Here is a 21959-nt window from a genome sequence, read left to right on the forward strand (position 1 = left end):
GAGCCTGGTGTCGCACCGGTGTAGCGACCGAACCATAGGTCAACCGGTGATTCCTGATTTCGGAGACCGCGTACAGCCCGCCGAAGCCGCACTACTTGATCTTCGACCAGTGCGTTAGTCGGGTAGAGGATCACAGATCGGACAGCCGCCGAACTCATCCCGACGGTTCGAGTCGGTTGCCAGTTTTCGCTCTGCTGCGTCAGATTCCACCACTCGTGGATCGGCGCCAGAGACGTCTTCAATCGCTTTTCAGCTACGATCCGAGATAGGAGCGGGATTAGGAAGGACTCAGTCTTTCCAGAACCAGTGCCCGACGTTATGACGGGATTGTGAGGGACACTCGACGTGAAATGCGTCGCGAGTGCGGCCGCCTGATGCTTGCGTAGCTTCACATCCGATAGCTCGTTTGGTGTCACGCCAAAGACCGCTCGAATTACGTCGCTGAGATCGCGGGCGTCGATTCCCGCCAGTCTCGCAGCCTCGTCAACAGACGCGACCCCATCGTAGGGAAGTACAGGCTCAAGCATGAGCGGTGCGAACAGGTTCCCTTGGCCCTCGAGTAGGAGACGTCGTCGCTCGTTACTAAGCGTGTGGTCTCGTAAGGCGTAGGCGGTATCGATATAGCGAAGGAACGCATCTCGGAGGTCGTCAGCGATCTTCACTGGAGTTGGAAACGGCATGGCTCTCACCGACTAACACGGTCGTAGATGATGTCCGCGATTTCTCGCGGCACTGATGGGTACTGAAGCATCCGGTGGTTGACGATTTCCCGCGGCGGTCTCGCGGAGCAAAGAGCGAGTGCGCGCCCGTAAAGCGCTGGCAAGTCCGCGCCCAGGGGTGTAACTACCGAGTTGCTGCGCGAGTGGTAGCCGACCAAGGGATCGCCGGCCCACAGATTCGCGATGTGTTTCACGATCTGCGCGTTGCCAAGCCCGATTGTTCCGCGCGCGATATCGTCCGCTGTGCGAATTGCGTAAGTCGAGCCGAAGTCTTTGAGCCGATAGGCGCCAACTTTGACGAGAGACTCTGTTTGGCGCCAAGTGGCGGCGGACGTGTCCCAGAACTCTGCCGACCTGTGGGTAGGCACGATGACGCGTTTGAGTGATCTCGCCACATCGCTGAGTGCAGGGAGTGCCTCGGCGATTTCTTTCGCCGGCGAAGTATTAAGCACGGTAAACCCCGACTCCAGTAGGGCTGAGAGCGGTAGTTTGCCGGAGATCTCAACGCGAAAGGGCTTAGTGTCGACAGTCACTGAGACTTCGGCGTAGCCATTTAGCGCGTTCTTGAGTCGTTCCAGTATCGCGCCAGAACGAGAGCCGATAATGACCCACCGATTGTCACCGGTAGGGACAAGTGTTGAGGTGTTAACGGCCCACTCCGTTACTTGAAGGTAGTCGTCTCTCGCAACGTCGATGTGCCCGACGACCTCAAGTCGCCGGAGAAAGGAATCGGCAAACAGGCCCGAGCCTTCAACCTGGGCGGCGATCCGCTCGAATGTTCCAAACGATCCGGTGCCGACATGATTCACCGCGTCAAACGCGACCTCGAAGTCTGGCTCATCCGATTCGGTCACTGGCGGGATGTCCGGTAGGATGACGGCTTTGGCTGCGGCATCCTTCTTCTTCGCAGCCCAGGGGGTGCCGGCAAAACGGCGCACGAGCCCGCAGCTTGTGCATTCGCCCTCAATGCTCCGCGTAGGTACTTGGCCTGAGAGCACTGATGGAAGGAGGAACCTGTGCATCCCAGTGACTAGACACGAATCGCTCGCCATCGGAGTACCTACTCGGGTTTTCGCCGGCGCTACAGTGGGTAGTCCTTTTCCCCTGGGTTTGAACTCCGGCATTGGCGCTACGGTTCCGCCAACGAACGTGTCAAGTCCAACGGTCCTCGCACCATTCACATGACCCGGCCACTCAGGCGGACCCGCGGTCAGTGGCCAGCAAGGCGAGGAGTTAGGTGAGTAGACCAAGCGCGCATCCACATCCTCGACTTTGAACTGCGGGGTGCGTGAGGAACGCAACCTGAGGAGCGCTGTCGCTGACGGTTTGCTCTCCTCATCAACGGACATCGCAACGACATACTCACCGTCAGATAGGCCGCGACCTACGAGCGCAAGTACTGCAAGTTCGCCAGTCTGAGTAGCCTCGGCGACGAGCTGGGAGGATTCGATTCGGGTGCCGCGGTATACGCGGATGTGGATTGAATTGGCCCCAGCGGCGAGAGCGACAACTTCAGGCGGTTTCAAAGCTGACCACTTGCGTAGCAGGCCGGGAAGTACGAAGCCTCCTCGCAGCGTCAAGCTCGTCCGCGCGCGCGTGGCGAGCGGTAGGAGATCTCGATGAACCGGCCCTGCAGGCGCGGAGACAATCTGGACGTGCTGGTAGACCATCCACTCTTCAGGGTTGCCAGGTAGGTCAGAGAGTTCATACCAGCCCGGCCGGGCGTGAGCGTTGAGGTGTTGCTCAACGTGCTGACGTGCGTCCGACCTTGCTAGGACAACAATGTCCTCGCCGAGCGAGATGCGTTCGGTCTCGACAAACGCCCCTTGGAGGTCGTCCCATCGGAGAGGTATTACCCGCTTCGGTCGGCGACCAAACGGGCGGCTGCCGTCCTTTCCGAACTCTCCAGCAATCTGTTCGCCAATGAGGGAAGTCGCGCTGACTCCCTCGACACCTGAGAGCCGAGTGGAACCACCTGGCCCGGAGATGGTCGGAACAATCGCCTCGCCATTTGCGAGCTGGAACCGAGCGATGTCTGACCCATCCGAGCGGTAAGGCAGCATTAAGTTGAACTCGATCGACTTACGCGGGAAGGTTCGCAGGAAGGCCAGCAGGCGCGTTGCGACAGCGGGTCTTGTAGATGCGACCGCCTCAATCCCTGAACCGTCCCACGTTTCGAGTTCGAGACACGCGGCATCAACGATTTGCTGTCTGGTAGCCGCGACACCCCAGAGTCTCGCGAGGTGCGAACTAAGAGGCAGGCTCGGCGTTGCTGTTGCATATGGGTCCATCGCGAGGCTCATGTCGTCTGGCGAGATACGCAGGCCGGGGGTCAGCCCCTCAATCGCGAAGAGTTCGTGGAGACCGGCGCGATCGTGCTGTCGGACAACTGCTTGGGACATTGGTAACCCGATAAAGGGATGCCCTCCGACCGCGTAGGCAGTCGGGATTCCACGCTCGCCCTCCCACGCCTCCAGCCACGAGTTCAGCGATCCCCACAGCAGATCGGCAACGCGGCGGTAGTCGTTCGTGACCCTGTGGTGCTCGTTCGGGGGGACCTGGAGCATCCGATGTAGACGTGAGTAGTAGTTGTGGGCGGCGAAGTCATCGTCCGCCTGCATCTGCTCTGCGGCGATTGACAGAGCGACTAAGAGCGGGAGTGCCGGAGGCGTTTCAAGCGGCTGTCGCTGATGACGTAGTGCGGCCTCAGCCTGCCAATGAAACGGAGCAACCCCAGGTCGATTCAGATGGAGCGTTGACGCGGCGATAGATGCTAGCTCGGTTGACGTCCGGCCCTCAGCCCCTGCAGCTTCGAGAACAGCACGGATAGTGGCTGCGTCTGCGAGCGCGTAGACGGGTCGGCCGGCTTTGGAAGAGTCGAACATTACGTCAGCGATCGCCTCGCTCACACGTTCGTATTCGGAACCCACGGCAGCCTCTCTTGCTCCACTCTGTTTTGCCAAACCTAGCAAAGAACTCGGACATTGCGAGTGTAGATCGTGCCCGAATTAGACGCGGCAGATTATGCCGCAGAGTGCCGACCGTCCTCCTTGCCCACTGAAGTCCTGTCAAGGCCACGGAGGAGCGGCTCAGCGATCGCGCGTACTACGTCGGCATTGACGGCATTGCCCAATGCCTTGTACGCGCGCAGATCGCCATCGGGAAGGGAGATCGAGCCCAGGCTCTGGAGCGCGGCGCACTCTGCCGGAGTCATATAGCGGCGAATGCCGACGATGTCTTTACCGAGAATCGGGACCTGGGTGTGCGTCATAGCGATGAGGCTCGGAGCAGTGGAAGTCCGCTTTACGCGGAGGCCCGAGGCCCGCACTTGCAGAACATAATTGTCAATTCGCCGTTCGCCGCCTTGCACGTTCCACTCGAACTTCTGAAGGCTCGACGAAAGATTCCACGGCTCCCACAAGTCAAGCCATGGGGCAATCCATTTCTTATTCGCCTTGTAGAACTGCCGGTTTTGGCGGATAAAGGCTTGTTTCCATGAGGGGAACTTAAGGTCGGCTTGCCGCCGCGCATGGCTTGGAAGGAGATCAAACTGATCGGCTTGCGTCAGCCCTCTCAGCTCAAACCCAAAGCTGCCACGGGCGTGATCCAAATCGCGCGGCCCGAGTTCCTTCCATATCGCCGGGGGTGTGGCGTCTTCGAAGGGATAGGTCGCCCCGAACTCCATCGACCAAATTGGGAAAGATGGCAACTTTAGCGACTTCGGGGCGCGCTTTAGGAAGTCGTCCCACATGTCAATAGCCTTCATCGTCTGGTCTGAGATTTCGCGGGATGGCTTCGCATGCTTATCCAATACGCTGCCGATGTCAGTCTTCTGCCGGGAGGGTGCAGGCCACTTGAATTCATTAAGTCCATCCAGCGAACCCACGAAGTAGGCTCGCTCTCGGATTTGCGGCACGCCGAATTCGTGCGGCGAGAATTTGTGTACATCGACCTCATAGCCGAGGCCTTGGAGTTCCTTACGAATGGTGGCAAGAGTGTCGCCATTCTGGTGACGCAAGATGTTCGGCACGTTCTCAAGGATGAATCGCCGGGGACGTTTTTCTTTGAGAATTGCAAGAACCTTGAAGAATAGCTTGCCCTGAAGCGTGTGGCCGAAGCCGAGTTGCTCACCAGCTTTCGAGAATGGCTGACAAGGGAAACCTGCCGTCAGAACGTCGTGCGCAGGAATTTCCCGAGCGATCGTCGCTTCGTCCTTCAAATCTTCAACGTCGCACCAAGGCTGGATATCAAAGTTGACCTCGTATAGTTCGTTCAGCGTTGTATCCCACTCGGCAGCGAACACGCCCTCGCCACCAAGCTGTCGCAGCGCGACGTGGAAGCCCCCCAGCCCGGAGAAGAGATCTATGAACCGGAAAGTTGCTGCCTCGTCGGCCATGCGTGACTCCTTTGCTTAATGACTTCAAGGATACTGCCACCCACCGACAGTTGGTCTGACGCTCGCCTGGAACTCCCCAGATAGGCGGTGAGATATGACGAGCGCAACACTTCGTTGGAACTGGCCTCCCGGCTTTGTGCTACTGCAGCGGATTGCTGAAGGTTGAGTTGATTTCAGGTTTATGCCGCCAGGGTGCCGGCCTTGTGGTGAACAAGCTCGTATTCGACCGAGGTCAGCTTACCCAAACGCCGTTGCCGACGCTTCGGGTGATTGGTCCGTTTGACCCGGTGTCCAATCGCCTGTCAAGCCTCGGCTGTTTCCACGCAGGGGCATATCGGTCTTCCGGAATCTCTTGGATCGAGGAACGATTGACGAAGCGGATCTCTTGGTGCAATGGCGCCCGTGGCTGTTCGGGCGGCGAATTAGACGGTCAGGCGGTGCACAGCGGGTCGGAGACGGCTGCCGAATCAGACGACGTGTGTGACGACACGGCCTCTCACCGTGCCGTGCAGTTCTTCGGCACGCGCGACAAGGTCGAGACCTGCGGCGACGCAGAGACGGCAGTCGAACTGCTCGCCGAAGCGACCGTGGCACCCACCTGTATCGGTCGTTTCAGCTACTCAGGGGACTTGCCGGGTGTCATATGGAGCCACAATGAGAAAAGCGATGAACTCGTAAGGTTGATCGTCTCGGTGGCGCACCGGGCGGCCCCGGACCCCAGAGCTTACGCAGGTGATTCGTCGTGGTGGGCCGCCAACGAGCATTCGACCGCTTGGCGCGTGGAGGCTTCTTGGCCTTGGGAGCTGACGGTCCTGCCGGTCGACGCCCCTGATTCACTGGCGGAATCCTTCGACGGCACAAGAGCCTACCTGTATGACGGACTGGGCGGAGCTTTCTCCGGGACGAAGCCCGGCACAGGGGTGAGGATAAGAATCATCGAGGTCTCGCTGCGGTCGTAAGGCGGCAGCATTGAGCAGCTGGTGTCCTAACCACGATCCGATCCCGAGTTGTTCGGACGCCTACCCGCAGGGTCCCCAGTGGTGTTTGTCAACCACTGGGCGAAGTGGGGGCCCGATCTCCCGAATGGTGAGCAATAGGGCCGGAGCCGTCAGAAAAGAAGCCCATTACACGAGGCACGATCCCCACGTTTGTGCGCCTCACCAAAATCGCCGATGCGCTAAATCAACGGCTTCCGTAGCCGCCGGTCAAGACCGACTGATGCCATCACAGTCCCTGTAGCTCCAACGCCTCCCACGCGAATGTCGCCACCCAGTGCGAAGACATGTACTCGTCGGACACTGCAGCCTCTAGGCCAGGCGCCATGAGTGTTTCGACCCGGGTGAGCATGCCCTTGGCCAAGTGATCGAGATCCTGGTTGCTGGTCTTTTCGGCGATCGTCTCGAGCTTCGGGGCCAGCTGCATGATTGATGCGGCAACCGACAGCCCCAACCCGTAGAGGTGGCTCTGGTATCCATCGGTGGGATCGAGCACCTCGACGGGTGTGAGGGCAGGTGACTCGGGCGAAAGCTCCGAGAGGAAGGCGGGCAGCCACACGGCGAGCTCGTCCTCGGTGAGGATCTCCGCCATGAGATCGGCCTCGCACAGACCTGCCGAGAGGAAGTCATGGCCGCTGCGCTCCTGGGCGAAGTTCCACGCCCGATCCTCGGCGTAGAACCTCCTTGCCACTCCCGCGATGACGTCGACGACATCCCGCCGACCCTGCGCCCGCGCGCCGAGGAGAATCCTCCGCAGACCGAAAGCCGTATTCGTATGCACTCCATGACGCACTGGCTCCGGAACCTTCGGCAGCCACTCACCCGTGAGATCGAAGACCGTGTCGGCGAGGATCTGCGCATTCCCAGCCAAGTCACGCAGCTGCGGATCCTCACTGGTCCGCAGCGCCTCGGCGAGTTCGACCGCCCACGCCCACCCATACGGACGCTCCCAACTCCGGTTCTCCCGGAGGAACCACGCCTCGGCATTGAGCTTCGCCTCACTGAGGTGTGACTGCAGCAGCTCGATCGCCTCATCTCGCCACGACGCGTCCTGGGCCACCTCGGTGCCGAGCAGCCTCACGAGCAGATAGTGCATGTGCACGCTCGAGTGCCAGTCGAACGAATTCGCGAACGCCGGATTCTTCTCACCCGCCGGCACGATGTCGGCGAGGCTGTTCGCCACATGATGCGAAGCGTACGGGTAGTCCTGCGTGATGTTAGTCAGCGCGACTCGGGCGAACTGGTCGACGACGTCGTCGGGAGTGGGCATGCGCGGGTCCTCTTCTCAGGCGGTCGGCGTCGGAGTCGAGCAACCCGTGACGAGCCGCGTCCTCCGCACTGCCTCGATTCTGTCACTACTTCGCCCTGGTGTGCTTTGCGGTGGCGGGGTGGCGACTGGCAATTCGGGAGAACCCTGACGTGACAGCAATGCACGGAAGGAGCGCCCGACGGCAATGACGCGACTGGCAATTCGCGACGTCGAAGCCGCGACCGAGGATCCGCCGGCAGCGAGTCCCTGGCGGCGAGCAGGCACTCCCGAATCCGCACACGCAACGACGGCCGGTCACCTGCGGTGGAGAGGTGACCGGCCGCCGAATCCAGGGAGGCAGCTCCAGCGGAAGCTGCGCCAGGGTAAACCGCTCAAGCGGAAGCTACGCCGAAGCGCCTGCGCGTCGAATGCCTACGCGCCGTCAAGCACCGGCGCCGCCTCCTGAGAATCCGTCCGACCACGCCTGGCCCGCGACCGCGACAACGTCAGGTAGACGATGGCAGTGACTACGAAGCCGACGAGCCACGCGATGTCGATGTTCTGCAAAGGCGCCGCAAGCGGCCCGGTGAAGAGCGGTGTGATCATGAACGGCACCTGTGCGGCCAGACCGATCGCGTAGCTTGAGAGTCCGACCGCGTTCCACTTCCCGTACCGACCGCCATCGGGGGCGAAGAGATCGTCGACGTGGTACTCGCCCTTCTGGACGATGAAGTAGTCGGCGAGGTTGATGGCCGACCACGGGATGAGCACGTAGAGCAGCAGGGTGAGGAAGCTTTCGAACGTCGCCATGAAGTCTCCCTGGCCGAGGATCGCGATGAGCGTCGCCCCCGCACCGCAGACGATCGTCACCCACACCCGCGTCCCGGCGGTGATCGTCGCCTTGAAGTTCGACTGCATGACGGTGAGCGCATTCATCACCGCCGAATAGAGCTCGACGCCGTTGATGAGCGCGGAGCTGATCGCGAAGATGATGAGGACGACCATGCCGACCGCACCGAGCTGCTCACCGAGCGCCGTGAGCGGATTCTCCGGGTTCGCCGCTCCGAGCAGGACGCCCAAGGACATGACGAACACCGAGCTGACGACGAGACCGAGATACGTGCTCCAGAACGCCGTCTTCGGACCCGTCTTCTTCGGCAGGTAGCGCGAATAATCGGAGACGTACGGGGCGTAGGCGAGCTGCCAGACGATGCCGATCGCGAGCATCGCGAAGAACCCCTCGGCGTTGAACGAGGCGTCCGCGTGGCGGGAGGTGACGTCGGGCTGCATCCAGAACAGCACCATCGACACCGCGACCGTGCCGCCGATGAGGATCGAGAGCCACACCATAGTCTTCTGCAGCAGGTCGTACCCGACCGCGCACAATCCGACGCCGATGAGTGCGAAGACGATGATCGCCGTCGTCCCGTCGAAGCCGGGGAAGACCGCGAGCAGCGAATCCTTGGCGACGATGAGGATCGATGCGAAGAACCCGATGAACATGATGAAGGCGATGATCGCGAACAGGCTCGCGCCCATGTACCCGAACTGCGCCCTGGCCTGCAGCATCTGCGGAATCCCCAGGTGAGGTCCCTGCGATGCGTGGAGTGCGGAGCCGAAGGCCCCGATGACGTTGCCGATGAGGATCGCGGTGATGCTCCACCCGATCGGCAGATTGTAGGAGCCGGAGGCGACGGCTCCGGTGACGACGGTCAGCGGCATCATGTTGAGGCTGACCCAGATCGCGAAGATCGACCAGTTCGTCCCGGTCCGCTCCGACTCGGGGATCGGCATGATGTGCTGCTGTTCGAAGCGCACGAACGTCTTCGACTCGGAATGGTTGTTCATGAGTTCCTCTCCTTTGAGTGACTCTCACGGTGATCGGCAGATGATCCTCTCCGAGGCAGCCCCGACCATCCGTCGACCGTGCCGGGTGCGCTCACCGCAGTCAGGGCACCCGGCCGGATGCGAATTCGGGGCTCAGAGCCCGGCGCGGTCGGTGGCCAGGGTGAACGCACGGTCCAGGAGACCGGCGAGCTCGTCGATGTCGGTCGCGGTCATCACCAGGGGCGGCGAGACCTGGACCAACGGATTGCCCTCGGCGTCGATGGCGACACGGGCGATGAGCCCCACCTCGGCGAGGGCCGGGCTGAGGTGCTGACCGACGAATTCACCGGCACTGACGACCTCATCGGTCCACCGCTTCGCGGCCTGATCGGTGACGAGTTCGAAGGTGCGGTGGAACCCGTCACCACGCAGATCCCCGACGATCGCGGAGTGCCGGGCGGCCACCTCGGCGAGCTTCTCACCGAGGTAGGGGCTGAGCTGGGCGACGTTGTCGACGACGCCTTCGCGCTCCATGATCTCGATGTTCTTCAGCGCCGCCGCACACGCGACGGGGTGCCCACCGTAGGTCAGGGCATGGTTGTACATGCCCAGCGGGCCGTCGAGGACGGTCTCGATGACGCGGTCGCTGGCGATGAGGCCGCCGAGCGGCATGTACGCCGAGGCGATGCCCTTGGCGAACGTGATCATGTCCGGCTGGAAGCCGTAGTGCTCGGAGCCGAACCACGAGCCCAGGCGGCCGTAGCCGGTGATGACCTCGTCGGCGATGAGGAGGATGCCGTACTTGTCGCACAGTTCGCGCACGCCCTGGAAGTAGCCGGTGGGCGGGGTGAGGCTGCCGCCGGCGTTCTGCAGGGGTTCGAGGATGATCGCGGCGACAGTGTCCGCGCCCTCCTGGATGATGAGCGATTCGAGCTCGCCGAGGAGGAACGACATGAACTCCTGCTCCGTCTCCTGCGCGGGGCGGCGGTAGCGCTTCGTGTTGTGCGTGTGGCGAACCCCGTGCATGAGGGGTTCGAACATCTTGCGCACATCGGTCATGCCGTTGAGCGACATCGCCCCGAAGCTCGTGCCGTGGTAGGCGACGCGGCGGGCGATGAACTTCATCCGCGAGGACTCGCCGCGGGTGATGTGGTACTGGCGGGCCAGCTTGATCGCGGCCTCGTTCGACTCGCCGCCGCCTGAGGCGAAGAACACGCGGTTGAGGTCGCCGGGGGCGAGCTGGGCGATCTTCTGCGCGAGCTTCGCAGCCGGCGGGTGGGCGACCGACCATGTCGTCTGGTAGGGCAGGGCCGCCATCTGCTCGCGGACCGCGTCGCCGACCTCGGCGCCGTAGGTGTAGCCGAGCTGGACGCAGAAGAGACCGGCGAGTCCGTCGAAGAAGCGGGTGCCGTTCTCGTCGAAGACCGAGCAGTGCTCGCCGCGGACGAAGATCGGCAGCTCGGCGTCGCGGTACTTCGCCGCCGGGGTGAAGTTCATGACGAGGTGGCGCTTGGCGATCTCCGCGAGGTTCTCGGTGGGGGTGTCTGCGAGGTTCGCGGCGGGGTTCGCGGTGGCTGTGGGTTGCGCTGCCGGGGCTTCGGTGGCCGGGGCATCAGCGGCGGGCGCTGCCGAGGACGTCGGTGCGCCGGCGGCGTCGTTGCCGGCCGACGCTTCCGCGGTGGCCGTGTCGTCCGGCGTGGTCAGCGTGCTGTCGAGTGTCATGGTGTGTCCTTTCGAGCGGTGGTGCTCAACTGCTGGGTGGTGCACGTTCGGTGGTGGTTCGGTGTCGGTGGTTCGACGTCAGCGGTGGTGCGTGGTCAGGAGTCCGAGTCTGCGGCGGTTCGTGGTCTGCGGTGCGGCCTCTGCGACTCCGTGTCTGCGAGTGGTGGCCGCGACTGCCGAGCCGGGGAAGCGGTGATCGAGGTGGTGTGGATCACCTTGTCCATTCATGCTTTCACCCACGGATCCATAAGTGAAATAGTTTCTCGTTCTCAAGGGCATCTGAAAAACAGATTGTCGGGAGCGTGGACGCGGCGGCATGCCCGGACGCCGCATTGTCAGCACGGTGAACCGGGAGCCCTCACCCCCACTGCAGCCAGGTGGTCTTGAGGTCGGTGTAGTTCTCGAGCGCGTGGATCGAGAGGTCGCGGCCGAAACCGGACTGCTTGAACCCGCCGAAGGGCGTCGTGAAGCCGAGCGCGTCGACGGTATTGACCGAGACCGTGCCCGCGACGAGGCGGGAGGCCACCCGGTGGGCGCGGGCCATGCTGCCGGTCCACAGTGCCGCTGCAAGACCGTACGGGGTCTCGTTCGCTTTCGCGATCGCCTCGTCCTCGGAGTCGAACGGGGTGACGAGGGCGACGGGTCCGAAGATCTCGTGCTCGTGGAGCCGGTGGTCGGCGGGCAGGCCGGTGACGACGGTCGGGGTGATGAACGTCGACATCCCGTTGATCGCCGGGCGCTCGCCGCCGGCGACGATCGTTCCATCGGCGCGTGCCTGCTCGACGCACTCCCACACCTCCTCGGCGTGCTTCTCGGAGACGAGCGAGCCGATCGCGGTGTCCGGATCGAGCGGATCGCCGGGCTGGAACGACTCCGCGGCGCGGGTGAGGAGGCGGACGAACTCGTCGAAGACGGGACGTTCGACGAAGATCCGCGAGGTCGCCGAGCACACTTCGCCCTGGTTGTAGAACGCTCCGAACGCCGCCTTCTGCGCGGCGGCCTCGAGGTCGTCGGTGTCGGCGAAGATGACGTTTGCGCTCTTGCCGCCGGCTTCGAGGGCGAGGCGCTTCATGTTCGACTCCCCGGCGTAGACCTGGAGCTGCTTGGCCACGGCGGTGGAGCCGGTGAACGCGAGCATGTCGACGTCCATGTGCCGGCCCAGCGCCGTGCCGACGACTGAGCCGCGACCGGGCACGACGTTGAGCACACCGGCCGGCAGACCGGCTTCGACGGCGAGCTCGGCGAGGAGCAGGGTCGAGTGCGAGGCCTCGACCGGAGGCTTGACGACGAGGGAGTTGCCGGCCGCCAGGGCGGGTGCGATCTTCCACGTCGCGATCTCGAGCGGGTAGTTCCACGGCACGATGACGCCGATGACACCGAGCGGTTCGCGGGTGACGAGCGCTGTCGATCCGCTCGGGGTCGCGGGGATCTCGTCGGAGACCTTCTCGATCGCCTCGCCGTAGAACCGGAAGAGGGCGGCCGCGCCGGGGGCGTCGATCGTCGAGGACTCGCCGATCGGCTTGCCCATGTCGAGGGTGTCGAGGCACGCGAACTCGTCGGCCCGGGCCTCGATGAGGTCGGCGAGGCGCAGCAGCACTTCCCGCCGCTCCGTCGCCGAGGCCCTCGACCACGCTCCGTCGTCGTAGGCCCGGCGGGCGCTTGCCACCGCACGGTCGACGTCGGCGCCGTCGCCGAGGTGGAGGGTCGAGATGACCTCGCCGGTCGCCGGGTTCGTCTTCGCGTGGGTCTGCCCGGACTGGGCGTCGACGCGCGCGCCGTCGATGACGGGTCGCCCGTCGAGGGTGAGCGCAGCCGCCTTCGTCCGCCACTCCTCGGCGGCGGGGGTGCGGGTGAGTGTGTCGGTCATGGTGGTGCTCCTTCGTGTGTTCCGTGGCTTCGACGCGGTGAGCCGACAGTTACGCGGTGTGCAGACCGCGTTTTTGTCGGTTCACCGCGTCGGTGGGTTGTCAGTCGGTCGCCGAGGTGGTCTTCGCCTCGGCGGCGGTCGACGCGGTGTGGTGGGTGGCTGGGTCGTCGGTGTCTGTGAGCTTGTCTGAGTCCTTGAGGAGGTCGATGCCGCGGGTCTCCGGGATCGAGGCGACCGTGACGATGCCGATGACTCCGACGACGGCAAGGAAGAACCCTGGACTGAGCGTGCTGCCGGTGCGGTCGATGAGCCAGGTGAGCGCATACGGGGCGGTGCCGGCGAAGAGCGCCGCAGTGATGGCGTAGGCGATCGACAGTCCGGTCTGACGGGTCCGCGTCGGGAAGAGCTCGACGACGGTGGCGGCGTGCGTGCCGAGGATGATCGCGAGGATGAAGGCGAGCCCGAACGTCGAGGCGAATGCCGCCCAATCGCTGCGCACCCCCATGAGCATGAACAGCGGCACCGAGAGGGCGGTGAGTGCGACGGCCGCGGTCATGAGCACGGGCTTGCGTTCCCACCGGTCCGACGCGATGCCGGCGAGCGGGACGATGATGAGCCCGAGCGCCGAGGCCAGGGTCGAGAGGAGAGCGGCGCGTCCGGCGTCGAAGCCGAGGCTCGTCTCCTGGTAGGTGAGCAGGTAGACGAGGACGACGTAGAACGTCACGTTCATGAAGATCTCCATCCCGCAGGTCTGGATGAATTCCTTCGGGTTGCGCTTGAAGACCTCCCGCAGAGGCGACTGGGCGACGGTCTCCATCTTCTGCAGTGCTTCGAACTCCGGGGTGTCCTCGATCTTCCGGCGGATGTAGAGGCCGACGAAGCCGAGTGGCACGGTGATGAGGAACGGGATCCTCCATCCCCATTCGGTGATCTGCTCAGGGGTGAGTGCGAGGTTGAGGAGGTAGACGGCGAACGAGGCGAGGAGGAACCCGAGAAGCGAGCCGAACTCGAGCCAGCTGCAGCCGAAGCCTCGGCGATTCCGGGGCGAGAACTCCCCGAGGAACGCCGCGGCGCTCCCGAACTCGCCACCCGCTGCCAGTCCTTGGACGATGCGGGTGAGGATGAGCAGGATCGGGGCGAGCACCCCGATCGTCTGGTAGGTCGGGAGGATGCCGAGGATGAGCGTCGACACCGCCATCGAGAGGATGACGACGGAGAGCGTGAGCTTCCGTCCGAGCTTGTCGCCGAGGCGGCCGAAGAGGATCGCTCCGAGGGGACGGACGAGGAACGAGACGGCGAAGACCGCGAAGGTCGCGAGCAGCCCTGCCGTCCTGTCCGATTCGGGGAAGAAGATCGCGGCGATCGTCGTCGCCATGTACGCGTAGACTGCCCAGTCGAACCAGTGCACGAGGACACCGATCGATCCGGCGACGATGCTCTTCTGCAGACCCTTCTTCTGGGTCAGGGCAGAGCTGTGGACGGGTGTTGTGCCAGTCATGTCGAGTTCCTCCATTGGAATCGGTGGTGGCTTCGACGCGGTGAGCCGACAGTTACGCGGTGTGCAGACCGCGTTTTTGTCGGTTCACCGCGTCGGTGGGTTCAGACCTGCCGCGGCGGCGAGGTCGGGCGTGCGTGTGTCGGCCAGGTCAGGCCTGCGGGCGGCCGCGACGTCGGCGGCCGTCCACGCGAGGGCGGTGGCACCGTCGACGAGCGCCTTCTCCGCGAGCGGCCCGACGCAGGCGTCGGCGAACGCGGCCTGATGGTTGCTCGCCGTGCCGCCGACGCCGATGTAGGGGTGGATGGCGTCGACGACCTGGGAGACGTTGCCCATGTCGGTCGACGCGCGGTTCATCGTCGCCTCGGCGGGGTCGACGTCGAAGGACCGACCGAGCGCCGAGGCGTTCGCCCGGTAGGCCTCGAGTGCGACCTCATCGGTGCGCATCTCCGCGTACCGACGGCTCTCGGGGGTGATCGTCAGTCTCGCGCCGCTGGCCAGGGCCCCGGCCTCGAAGCAGTCGATGACCCGCTGCTCGACGGCGAGGAGCTCCTCGGTCGTCTCCGCCCTCACGTACCAGCGGCCCTCGGTCTTCTCGGGGATCGCATTGGGTGCCTCCCCGCCGTTCGTCATCACGCCGTGGACGCGCACGCTCGGCGGCAGCTGCTGTCGGAGGAGGCCGATCGCTGTCTGCGCGATAAGGAACGCATCGTTGGCGTTGATGCCGCGCTCGGGATACGCCGCGGCATGCGCGGCCCGACCGGTGTACTCGACGTGCCAGTGGGCGACCGCGAACGGTCGCGCCTCGGCGACGTCGACGGGGGCGGGATGGGCCATGAGGGCGAAGTCGAGTTCGGTGAACGCACCGCGGTCGAGCAGCTCGATCTTCCCGCCGCCTCCCTCCTCGGCTGGGGTGCCGATGACCTCGACCGTGAGGCCGAGCTCGTCGGCGACGGCGGCGAGTCCGATCGCCCCGCCGACGCTCATCGCGGAGATGAGGTTGTGCCCGCACGCGTGCCCGAGCCCGGGCAGCGCGTCGTATTCGGCGAGGAAGCCGACCGTGAAGTCCCCGGTCCCGATCCTCGCCCGCAGTGCGGTCTCGAACCCGAGGTAGGGGCGTTCGACGGCGAACCCGTGGGCGGTGAGGACGTCGGCCACCGAGGCGGACGACCGGTGCTCCTGCCACCCGAGTTCGGGATCGTCGTGGAGAGAGGTCGAGAGCGCGATGAGGGGCTCGGTCACCTCGGCGATGCGCTCGGCGATCCGCTCCTTGAGCGCAGGGTCCGCGGTCCGGGTCGCAGGCGACCCCGCGGTCCCCGCCGAGGCGGCAGAGGCAGTCGCGAAGCCAGCGGCCTCAGTCGACTGGCCGGGTGTCGCCCCCGAGGACGTGACGGTCGACGGGGTCATCGGTCGTCTCCGGGCACGCCGTAGGACGGGGACGCGGCAGGGGCGCGTCCGCGGGTGATGTAGTCCTCGCGCTGGGGCATCCAGATGTCGAGGAGGCGGCCGAGCTCGCCGATCGGGTCGTCCTCGGCCCAGTCGACGCGCAGGTCGGTCACTCGCCACCCGGCGTCGCCGACGACGGCAAGTCCCGCGGAGTGGACCGGTCCGGCCTCTCCGCCGGCGGCCATCGCCGCCTCGAAGCCGGCGAAGAGTCGCTCCTCGATCCGACCGGTCGCTGCCAGCGCGGTCTCGACGAAGGCGTCGAGGACCTCGAGCGAGGCGAGCATGTTGCCCCCGGCGACCGCATTGCGCTCGGTGCGGGCGCCGAAGATCCCGAGCGCCTCCGTGCCCGAATGCGCGGCGGTCTCCCCGTTCGCATCGATGACGAGCAGCTGTCGGTAGGCGATCGTCTCCGGATCACTCGCCGCGACGACGGCGTCGAGGGCCGTCTGCGCAGAGGCCCCGGCGGCCATCTCTGCGACGATCGCCGGTCCCAGGCGCGGGTCGGTGATGTTCTGCGAGTTCACGCCGCCGACGCCGTCGCTCAGCGTGAGGCAGCGGGCGGCGACGGCCGGCGACGACGAGGAGATCGCGGCGCCGAACTCCCCGGTGTCCGGGTCGTGGAGGAGGAGGGAGAAGGTCATCGGGCCACCTCGGCGGGGGAGGGCTCGGCACGGATGGCACGCGGTGCCTGCCCGGTGTCGGGGTCGCTGATGACGGCGGTCGCGTCGATCTCGACGAGCCATTCGGGGCGGGCGAGGGCCTGGACGACGATGCCCGTCGAGACGGGGAAGACGCCGCGCAGCCATGTGCCCATCGTCCGGTAGACGTCCTCGCGGTAGCGGGGATCGACGATGTAGACGGTGACCTTGACGATGTCCTCGAGACGGCTGCCCGCCTCGGCGAGGAGCATCGCGATGTTCGCCATCGCCTTCTCCGTCTGTGCGACGACGTCGCCGATGCCCACCGATTCGCGGGTCTCGAGGTCCTGGCCGATCTGCCCGCGGAGGTAGACGACTCCGCCGGCGACGACGGCCTGGCAGAGGTCGTTGTCGAGGTTCTGCTCGGGGTACGTGTCCTTCGTGTTGAACATGCGCAGTCGGGTGTGCGTCGGTGCGGTCATCGTCTCTCCTCGTCGAGTGCGGCTGTGCTGACCTCCATTCTGGGAACCCACGCTTCATCTGTGAAATAGTTATTATCTAGACAGTTCATCTGGAAAACAGATGACGACGGCGAGGAGGCCGGTATGGTCCACAGATTCCCGATCACGCTCACGCAGCTGACGTACTTCGTCGAATGCGCGAAGACGCTCAACATGACGACGGCGAGCCAGGAGCTCCACATCGCCCAGTCGGCGGTGTCGACGGCGATCAACCAGCTCGAGAAGGCGCTCGGCGCCCCGCTCTTCGTCCGGCAGCACTCGAAGGGGCTCGTCCTCACCTCGGCGGGGGAGAGCCTGCTCCAGGAGACGCGGCAGATCTTCGGGCTCATCACCGACGCCGTCGAGACGATCCAGGCCGGGCAGAAGGAGGTCCGCGGCACGATCGTCCTCGCGTGCTTCAAGACGATCGCCCCGTTCCTCCTCCCGCAGCTCCTCGGCGCGCTCGAGGCCGAGCATCCCGAGCTCACCGTCGAGGTCGTCGAAGGCGACCACGAGGAGTGCCTCGCCGCCCTGCGCAGCGGTCGCGCCGAGATCGCCCTCAACTACGACCTCACCGAGAACGACGGCATCGCCGCCGAACGCGTCGGCACGGTCCGCCCGCACCTCATCGTCGGCACCGATCACCGCCTCGCCGGCCGCACCGAGGTGCGCCTGGCCGACCTCGACGACGACCCGCTCGTCCTCCTCGACCTCCCCGACAGCCGCGAGTATTTCCTCAGCATCCTCCGCTCCGGCGGGATCACGCCCCGGGTCAAACACCGCAGCTCGAGCTACGAGACCGTGCGTTCGATGGTCGCGATGGGGCTCGGCTACTCGATCCTCAACCAGCGCCCACGGATCGCCGAGACCTACACCGGTGAGCGGACGGTGATCCTCGAGATCGCCGACCCCGCCCCGAGCCTCCACGTCGTCACCTCGACGCTCTCCCGCTCGGGAACGACGGCGAAGGCGCAGGCCGTCACCGCCGCTGCTCGGTCGATCCTCGCCGAGGCGGCCCCGGAGTAGGGCTCCGACCGCACCTTCCCATCCCCTGAAGCGATGGGGATTCGACGACTGCATCTGCCCAGTAGATGCAGTGGTCCGCCAACGACTATTGGCATCGGCGCTCTGCCCTGCGGTTTGCTGGAAAGCGAAGGGCGACGACGACGTTCGGCCCTGACAGCAACGACGCACACCCCGCACCGATCGCCGGATGCGGGCCGGAGAAAGGGCATCCCATGCCGCAGAGAGCCGCAGAAACCACCGAGGTCGTCATCGTCGGCGGCGGACAAGCCGGAATCGCGATGAGCGAGCACCTCGAGTCCCAAGGCGTCCCCCACATCGTCCTCGAACGCGACCGCGTCGCCGAGGCGTGGCGGACCCGCCGCTGGGACTCCCTCGTCGCCAACGGCCCCGCCTGGCACGACCGGTTCCCCACCCAGGAGTTCGAAGACACCGACCCCGAGGCGTTCGCGACGAAGACCGAGGTCGCCGACTACTTCCAGACCCTCGTCGACCGCAAGCGCCTGCCGGTGCGCACCGGGGTCACCGTCACCTCGGTGAAGGCGCTCGACGGAGCTCCCGGCTACCGCGTCGAGACCGACACCGGGACGATCGACGCGGACTACGTCGTCGCCGCCACCGGACCGTTCCAGGTGCCCAACGTCCCCGCGATCATCCCCGCCGAGGCGGGTCTCACCCAGCTGCACTCGAACGCGTACAAGAACCCCGAGCAGCTCGACGACGGTGGGGTCCTCGTCGTCGGTGCCGGCTCCTCCGGGGTCCAGATCGCCGCCGAGATCCAGGCCTCGGGCCGGAAGGTCCACCTCGCCGTCGGACCCCACGACCGGCCGCCGCGCTCCTACCGCGGCCGGGACTTCTGCTGGTGGCTCGGAGCGCTCGGCCTCTGGGACCTCGCGGCGCCTCCGGTCGGAGCCGACCATGTGACGATCGCTGTCAGCGGTGCCCGCGGCGGCCACACCGTCGACTTCCGCGACCTCGAGGCCTCCGGCATCACCCTGCTCGGACGGGCGAACGGCTTCTCGGATGGAACACTCTTCGTCGGCGACGACCTCGGCGCGAACATCGCCCGCGGGGACGAGAACTACCTCTCCTTGCTCCGGGCCGCCGATGACTTTATCGAGCGCAACGGCCTCGACCTGCCGGAGGAGCCCGAAGCACACGAACTCGGGCCCGACCCCGAGGGTGTGCGGAATCCGATCCGCGAACTCGACCTCGCCGAGGCGGGTGTGCGCACGGTGATCTGGGCGACCGGGTTCGGCGTCGACTACTCGTGGCTCGACGTGCCCGGGGTTCTCGACGATCGCGGTTACCCCGTCCAGCAGCGCGGAGTCACCCCGGTGCCCGGGGTCTACTTCCTCGGCCTGCCATGGCTGTCGAGGAGGGGCTCGAGCTTCATCTGGGGCGTGTGGCACGACGCGAAGTACCTCGCCGACCAGATCGGGATCCAGCGGATGTACCGCGACTACACGCCGACGGGGACCCGCTCCGGTGCCCAGCCCGGCACCGCCCGCACCGGTGAGTCCGCGACTGCGGAACTGCTCGAGGCAGCGGGATGACCGCCCGCCTCGGCGAAGGCGCCACCCGCACCGAGACTGATGCGCTCGGCAGCCTTGAGATCCCCGCCGGCGCTTACTGGGGCGTCCATACGGCCCGGGCGATGGAGAACTTCCCGATCGCGGCCCGCCCGATCTCCGTCTACCCGGAGTTCGTCCGCGCCTACGCATGCGTCAAGCAGGCGGCCGCCCGGGCGAACCTCGAGATCGGCGCCCTCGACGCCGAACGATCAGGCCTCATCGATGCCGCGTGCGAAGAGATCAAGGCCGGTCGGCTCCTCGACGAGTTCACGGTCGGCGTCGTCCAGGGCGGGGCGGGGACGTCGACGAACATGAACGTCAACGAGGTGGTGACGAACAGGGCGCTCGAACTCGGCGGGTGGTGCAAGGGCGACTACGCGCACCTCAACCCCAACGACCACACGAACCGCAGCCAGTCGACGAACGACACGTACCCGACGGCGGTGAAGATCGCGCTCGCCTTCTCGCTCACGTCGCTGACCAGGGAACTCGGTCTGCTCGCCGAGGCGTTCGCGGCCAAGGGAGCCGAGTTCGCGCACATCGTCAAGGTCGGGCGCACCCAGCTCCAGGACGCCGTGCCGATGACGCTCGGGCAGGAGTTCACGGCCTTCGCTGTGACCCTGCGGGAGGACATCGACCGGCTCGACGAGGCGGTCGGCCTCCTCGGCGAGGTGAATATGGGGGCGACGGCGATCGGGACGGGGATCAACGCCCCGGTCGGCTACCGGGACGCGGTCATCCGGCACCTGCGCACGGTCACGGGACTCGACCTCGTCACGGCCGGCGATCTCGTCGAATCGACGAGTGACACGGGGGCGTTCGTGACGTTCTCGGCCGCACTCAAACGCAGTGCCCTCAAGCTCTCGAAGATCGCCGGTGATCTGCGGCTGCTCTCCTCGGGTCCGCAGGCCGGCCTCGGCGAGATCGGCCTGCCGCCGCGGCAGGCGGGGTCGTCGATCATGCCGGGCAAGGTCAATCCGGTCATCCCCGAGGCGGTCACACAGGTCGCGTTCGCTGTGGCCGGGGCCGATGTCACGGTGTCGATGGCCGTCGAGGCGGGGCAGCTGCAGCTCAACGCGTTCGAGCCGATCATCGCGCACTCGCTGTTCCAGTCGGTCACGTGGCTCGAACGTGCGTGCCGGACGTTCCGGGTCAACTGCGTCGAGGGGATCACCGCGAACGAGGCCAGGCTCGCCGACACCGTCGCGCGGTCGGTCACCGTCATCACCGCGCTCGCCCCGGTCATCGGCTATGCCTCGGCGGCCGCCCTCGCGAAGGAGGCGCTCACCGGCGATGCCCGGGTCGCCGATCTCGTCGAGAGTCGCGGTCTGCTCGAGTTCGGTGAGATCGATGCGCTGCTCACTCCGTCACGGCTGACAGGGGTGTGAACCGGGCCCTCGCCCGGCAGGGCGGGTTGCGACCCGTTCCGAGGGGCGAGGGTCTCGTTCGCCGAGGCGGTTCACCGTATGCTGGTCACCTGCGGGCCGACCGACGGCTCAACGACCTGCGACGGGGAGGACATTGCCATGGCCGAGCGTTCGGGCCGAGTCGACACCGAGGCGCACAAGGCCGCGGGCAGCAGTTGGATCACCGTCATCATCGCGTTCGCCGCGAACGTCGCCGTCGCCATCGCGAAGACGATCGCGGCGGGGATGACCGGATCGGCGGCCCTGGTCGCCGAGGCGGCCCACTCGTGGGCGGATGCCGGCAACGAGGTCTTCCTCCTCATCGCTGAACGCAAGGCCGCCCGGCCCGCCGATGCGTCGCATCCGCTCGGGTACGGGCGGGAAGCCTACGTGTGGTCGATGTTCGCGGCGTTCGGGATCTTCACCGTCGGCTCGGCGGTCTCGATCGGGCACGGCTTCCAGTCCCTCTTCGTCGACGAGGCCGACTCCGACTACACGGTCGGCTACATCGTCCTCGCGATCTCCGCGGTCCTCGAGGGCTTCTCTTTCCTCCAGTCGGTCCGGCAGTCGCGGAGGCGAGCCGGTCAGCTGCGGCAGCCGACCCTGCGCTACGTCCTCAAGGGATCGAACCCGACCCTGCGGGCGGTCTTCGCCGAGGACGCCGCGGCGCTCATCGGCCTCGTCATCGCGTTCCTTGCGATGTTCCTCCACCAGATCACGGGCATCGCCGCGTTCGACGCGATCGGGTCGATCCTCGTCGGGGTGCTCCTCGGCATCGTCGCGATCGTGCTCATCGACCGCAATCGCCGGTACCTCGTGGGCGAGAACGTCACCCCGCACATCCGCGACATGATCCTCACCGACCTGCTCGCGGACAAGGACATCGTCGAGGTCACCTACCTCCACGTCGAGTTCGTCGGCTCGGGCAAGGTCTTCGTCGTCGCGGCCGTCGACCTCGTCGGCGATGCGAGGGAGAGCGAGCTCGCCGTGCGCCTGCGCACCGTCGAACGCCACCTCGAGGAGCACCCGATGGTCGAGGAGATCATCCTCACCCCGGCCGCGCCGGGGGAGAAGGCGTTGGTGCCGAACGGGCAGTGACGAG

15 protein-coding genes and 1 pseudogene are annotated in these 21959 nt (G+C 65.6%); 5 read left to right on the plus strand and 11 right to left on the minus strand.

Annotation, left to right across the window (positions count from 1 at the left end; genetic code table 11):
- Positions 1-80: 80 nt before the first annotated feature.
- The 3 genes and pseudogenes from AC0VYB_RS01025 to AC0VYB_RS01035 form a co-directional block, all read right to left on the minus strand.
- Positions 81-680 (minus strand): annotated as a pseudogene (locus tag AC0VYB_RS01025) (DEAD/DEAH box helicase); the annotation flags it as partial.
- Positions 681-685: 5 nt separating this feature from the next.
- Positions 686-3628: a hypothetical protein gene (locus AC0VYB_RS01030; RefSeq protein ID WP_475384925.1), complete on the minus strand. Its 2943-nt coding sequence runs from the start codon at positions 3626-3628 to the stop codon at positions 686-688.
- Between the two features lie 113 nt (positions 3629-3741).
- Complete coding sequence (locus AC0VYB_RS01035) at positions 3742-5115, minus strand: DNA cytosine methyltransferase (protein WP_475384926.1); 1374 nt, start codon at positions 5113-5115, stop codon at positions 3742-3744.
- 368 nt (positions 5116-5483) lie between these two features.
- On the opposite strand from AC0VYB_RS01035, the gene AC0VYB_RS01040 reads away from it, so the two are divergent.
- Positions 5484-6074, plus strand: coding sequence for a hypothetical protein (locus tag AC0VYB_RS01040; protein WP_475384927.1), 591 nt, complete (start codon positions 5484-5486; stop codon positions 6072-6074).
- A gap of 265 nt (positions 6075-6339) precedes the next feature.
- Here AC0VYB_RS01040 and AC0VYB_RS01045 read toward each other — a convergent pair whose 3' ends face one another.
- The 8 genes from AC0VYB_RS01045 to AC0VYB_RS01080 all read right to left on the minus strand — a co-directional run bounded on the left by AC0VYB_RS01045 (position 6340) and on the right by AC0VYB_RS01080 (position 16836).
- On the minus strand, positions 6340-7380 hold the full coding sequence (locus AC0VYB_RS01045; protein ID WP_475384928.1) for a DUF2891 family protein: 1041 nt from the start codon (positions 7378-7380) through the stop codon (positions 6340-6342).
- Between the two features lie 411 nt (positions 7381-7791).
- On the minus strand, positions 7792-9207 hold the full coding sequence (locus AC0VYB_RS01050) for a purine-cytosine permease family protein (RefSeq protein WP_475384929.1): 1416 nt from the start codon (positions 9205-9207) through the stop codon (positions 7792-7794).
- A 132-nt stretch (positions 9208-9339) separates the two neighbouring features.
- Positions 9340-10908, minus strand: coding sequence for an aspartate aminotransferase family protein (locus tag AC0VYB_RS01055; protein WP_475384930.1), 1569 nt, complete (start codon positions 10906-10908; stop codon positions 9340-9342).
- A gap of 358 nt (positions 10909-11266) precedes the next feature.
- Complete coding sequence (locus AC0VYB_RS01060) at positions 11267-12775, minus strand: aldehyde dehydrogenase family protein (RefSeq protein WP_144588815.1); 1509 nt, start codon at positions 12773-12775, stop codon at positions 11267-11269.
- Between the two features lie 100 nt (positions 12776-12875).
- Positions 12876-14273: an MFS transporter gene (locus tag AC0VYB_RS01065; RefSeq protein WP_475384931.1), complete on the minus strand. Its 1398-nt coding sequence runs from the start codon at positions 14271-14273 to the stop codon at positions 12876-12878.
- A gap of 84 nt (positions 14274-14357) precedes the next feature.
- Entirely contained in the window at positions 14358-15677 is a 1320-nt protein-coding gene (locus AC0VYB_RS01070; RefSeq protein ID WP_232254153.1) for a M20 family metallopeptidase, read from the minus strand.
- Positions 15674-16357 carry a DUF1028 domain-containing protein gene (locus AC0VYB_RS01075; RefSeq protein ID WP_119297189.1) on the minus strand — a complete coding sequence of 228 codons (684 nt, stop codon included), beginning with the start codon at positions 16355-16357 and terminating at the stop codon, positions 15674-15676. Before AC0VYB_RS01075 ends, AC0VYB_RS01070 begins: the two co-directional genes overlap by 4 nt.
- Complete coding sequence (locus AC0VYB_RS01080) at positions 16354-16836, minus strand: RidA family protein (RefSeq protein WP_119297190.1); 483 nt, start codon at positions 16834-16836, stop codon at positions 16354-16356. The genes AC0VYB_RS01075 and AC0VYB_RS01080 overlap by 4 nt, the downstream gene beginning before the upstream one ends.
- Before the next feature lie 123 nt (positions 16837-16959).
- Here AC0VYB_RS01080 and AC0VYB_RS01085 point away from each other — a divergent pair, with 123 nt between their 5' ends.
- The 4 genes from AC0VYB_RS01085 to AC0VYB_RS01100 all read left to right on the plus strand — a co-directional run bounded on the left by AC0VYB_RS01085 (position 16960) and on the right by AC0VYB_RS01100 (position 21955).
- Entirely contained in the window at positions 16960-17880 is a 921-nt protein-coding gene (locus tag AC0VYB_RS01085; RefSeq protein WP_119297191.1) for a LysR substrate-binding domain-containing protein, read from the plus strand.
- A gap of 212 nt (positions 17881-18092) precedes the next feature.
- Positions 18093-19433, plus strand: coding sequence for a flavin-containing monooxygenase (locus AC0VYB_RS01090; protein ID WP_119297192.1), 1341 nt, complete (start codon positions 18093-18095; stop codon positions 19431-19433).
- Complete coding sequence (locus AC0VYB_RS01095; RefSeq protein ID WP_119297193.1) at positions 19430-20839, plus strand: aspartate ammonia-lyase; 1410 nt, start codon at positions 19430-19432, stop codon at positions 20837-20839. The genes AC0VYB_RS01090 and AC0VYB_RS01095 overlap by 4 nt, the downstream gene beginning before the upstream one ends.
- 138 nt (positions 20840-20977) lie before the next feature.
- Positions 20978-21955, plus strand: coding sequence for a cation diffusion facilitator family transporter (locus tag AC0VYB_RS01100; protein ID WP_475384932.1), 978 nt, complete (start codon positions 20978-20980; stop codon positions 21953-21955).
- Positions 21956-21959: the final 4 nt, after the last annotated feature.

Source organism: Brevibacterium sp. Z349TD_9 (genome assembly GCF_056173565.1).

What these genes read in the sequence shown, in the direction of transcription:
- AC0VYB_RS01060 (WP_144588815.1), bottom strand. Translation starts at nt 12,775, where the DNA reads ATGACCGACACACTCACCCGCACCCCCGCCGCCGAGGAGTGGCGGACG.
- AC0VYB_RS01075 (WP_119297189.1), bottom strand. Translation starts at nt 16,357, where the DNA reads ATGACCTTCTCCCTCCTCCTCCACGACCCGGACACCGGGGAGTTCGGC.
- AC0VYB_RS01055 (WP_475384930.1), bottom strand. Translation starts at nt 10,908, where the DNA reads ATGACACTCGACAGCACGCTGACCACGCCGGACGACACGGCCACCGCG.
- AC0VYB_RS01100 (WP_475384932.1), top strand. Translation starts at nt 20,978, where the DNA reads ATGGCCGAGCGTTCGGGCCGAGTCGACACCGAGGCGCACAAGGCCGCG.
- AC0VYB_RS01050 (WP_475384929.1), bottom strand. Translation starts at nt 9,207, where the DNA reads ATGAACAACCATTCCGAGTCGAAGACGTTCGTGCGCTTCGAACAGCAG.
- AC0VYB_RS01035 (WP_475384926.1), bottom strand. Translation starts at nt 5,115, where the DNA reads ATGGCCGACGAGGCAGCAACTTTCCGGTTCATAGATCTCTTCTCCGGG.
- AC0VYB_RS01065 (WP_475384931.1), bottom strand. Translation starts at nt 14,273, where the DNA reads ATGACTGGCACAACACCCGTCCACAGCTCTGCCCTGACCCAGAAGAAG.
- AC0VYB_RS01090 (WP_119297192.1), top strand. Translation starts at nt 18,093, where the DNA reads ATGCCGCAGAGAGCCGCAGAAACCACCGAGGTCGTCATCGTCGGCGGC.
- AC0VYB_RS01085 (WP_119297191.1), top strand. Translation starts at nt 16,960, where the DNA reads ATGGTCCACAGATTCCCGATCACGCTCACGCAGCTGACGTACTTCGTC.
- AC0VYB_RS01095 (WP_119297193.1), top strand. Translation starts at nt 19,430, where the DNA reads ATGACCGCCCGCCTCGGCGAAGGCGCCACCCGCACCGAGACTGATGCG.
- AC0VYB_RS01080 (WP_119297190.1), bottom strand. Translation starts at nt 16,836, where the DNA reads ATGACCGCACCGACGCACACCCGACTGCGCATGTTCAACACGAAGGAC.
- AC0VYB_RS01045 (WP_475384928.1), bottom strand. Translation starts at nt 7,380, where the DNA reads ATGCCCACTCCCGACGACGTCGTCGACCAGTTCGCCCGAGTCGCGCTG.
- AC0VYB_RS01070 (WP_232254153.1), bottom strand. Translation starts at nt 15,677, where the DNA reads ATGACCCCGTCGACCGTCACGTCCTCGGGGGCGACACCCGGCCAGTCG.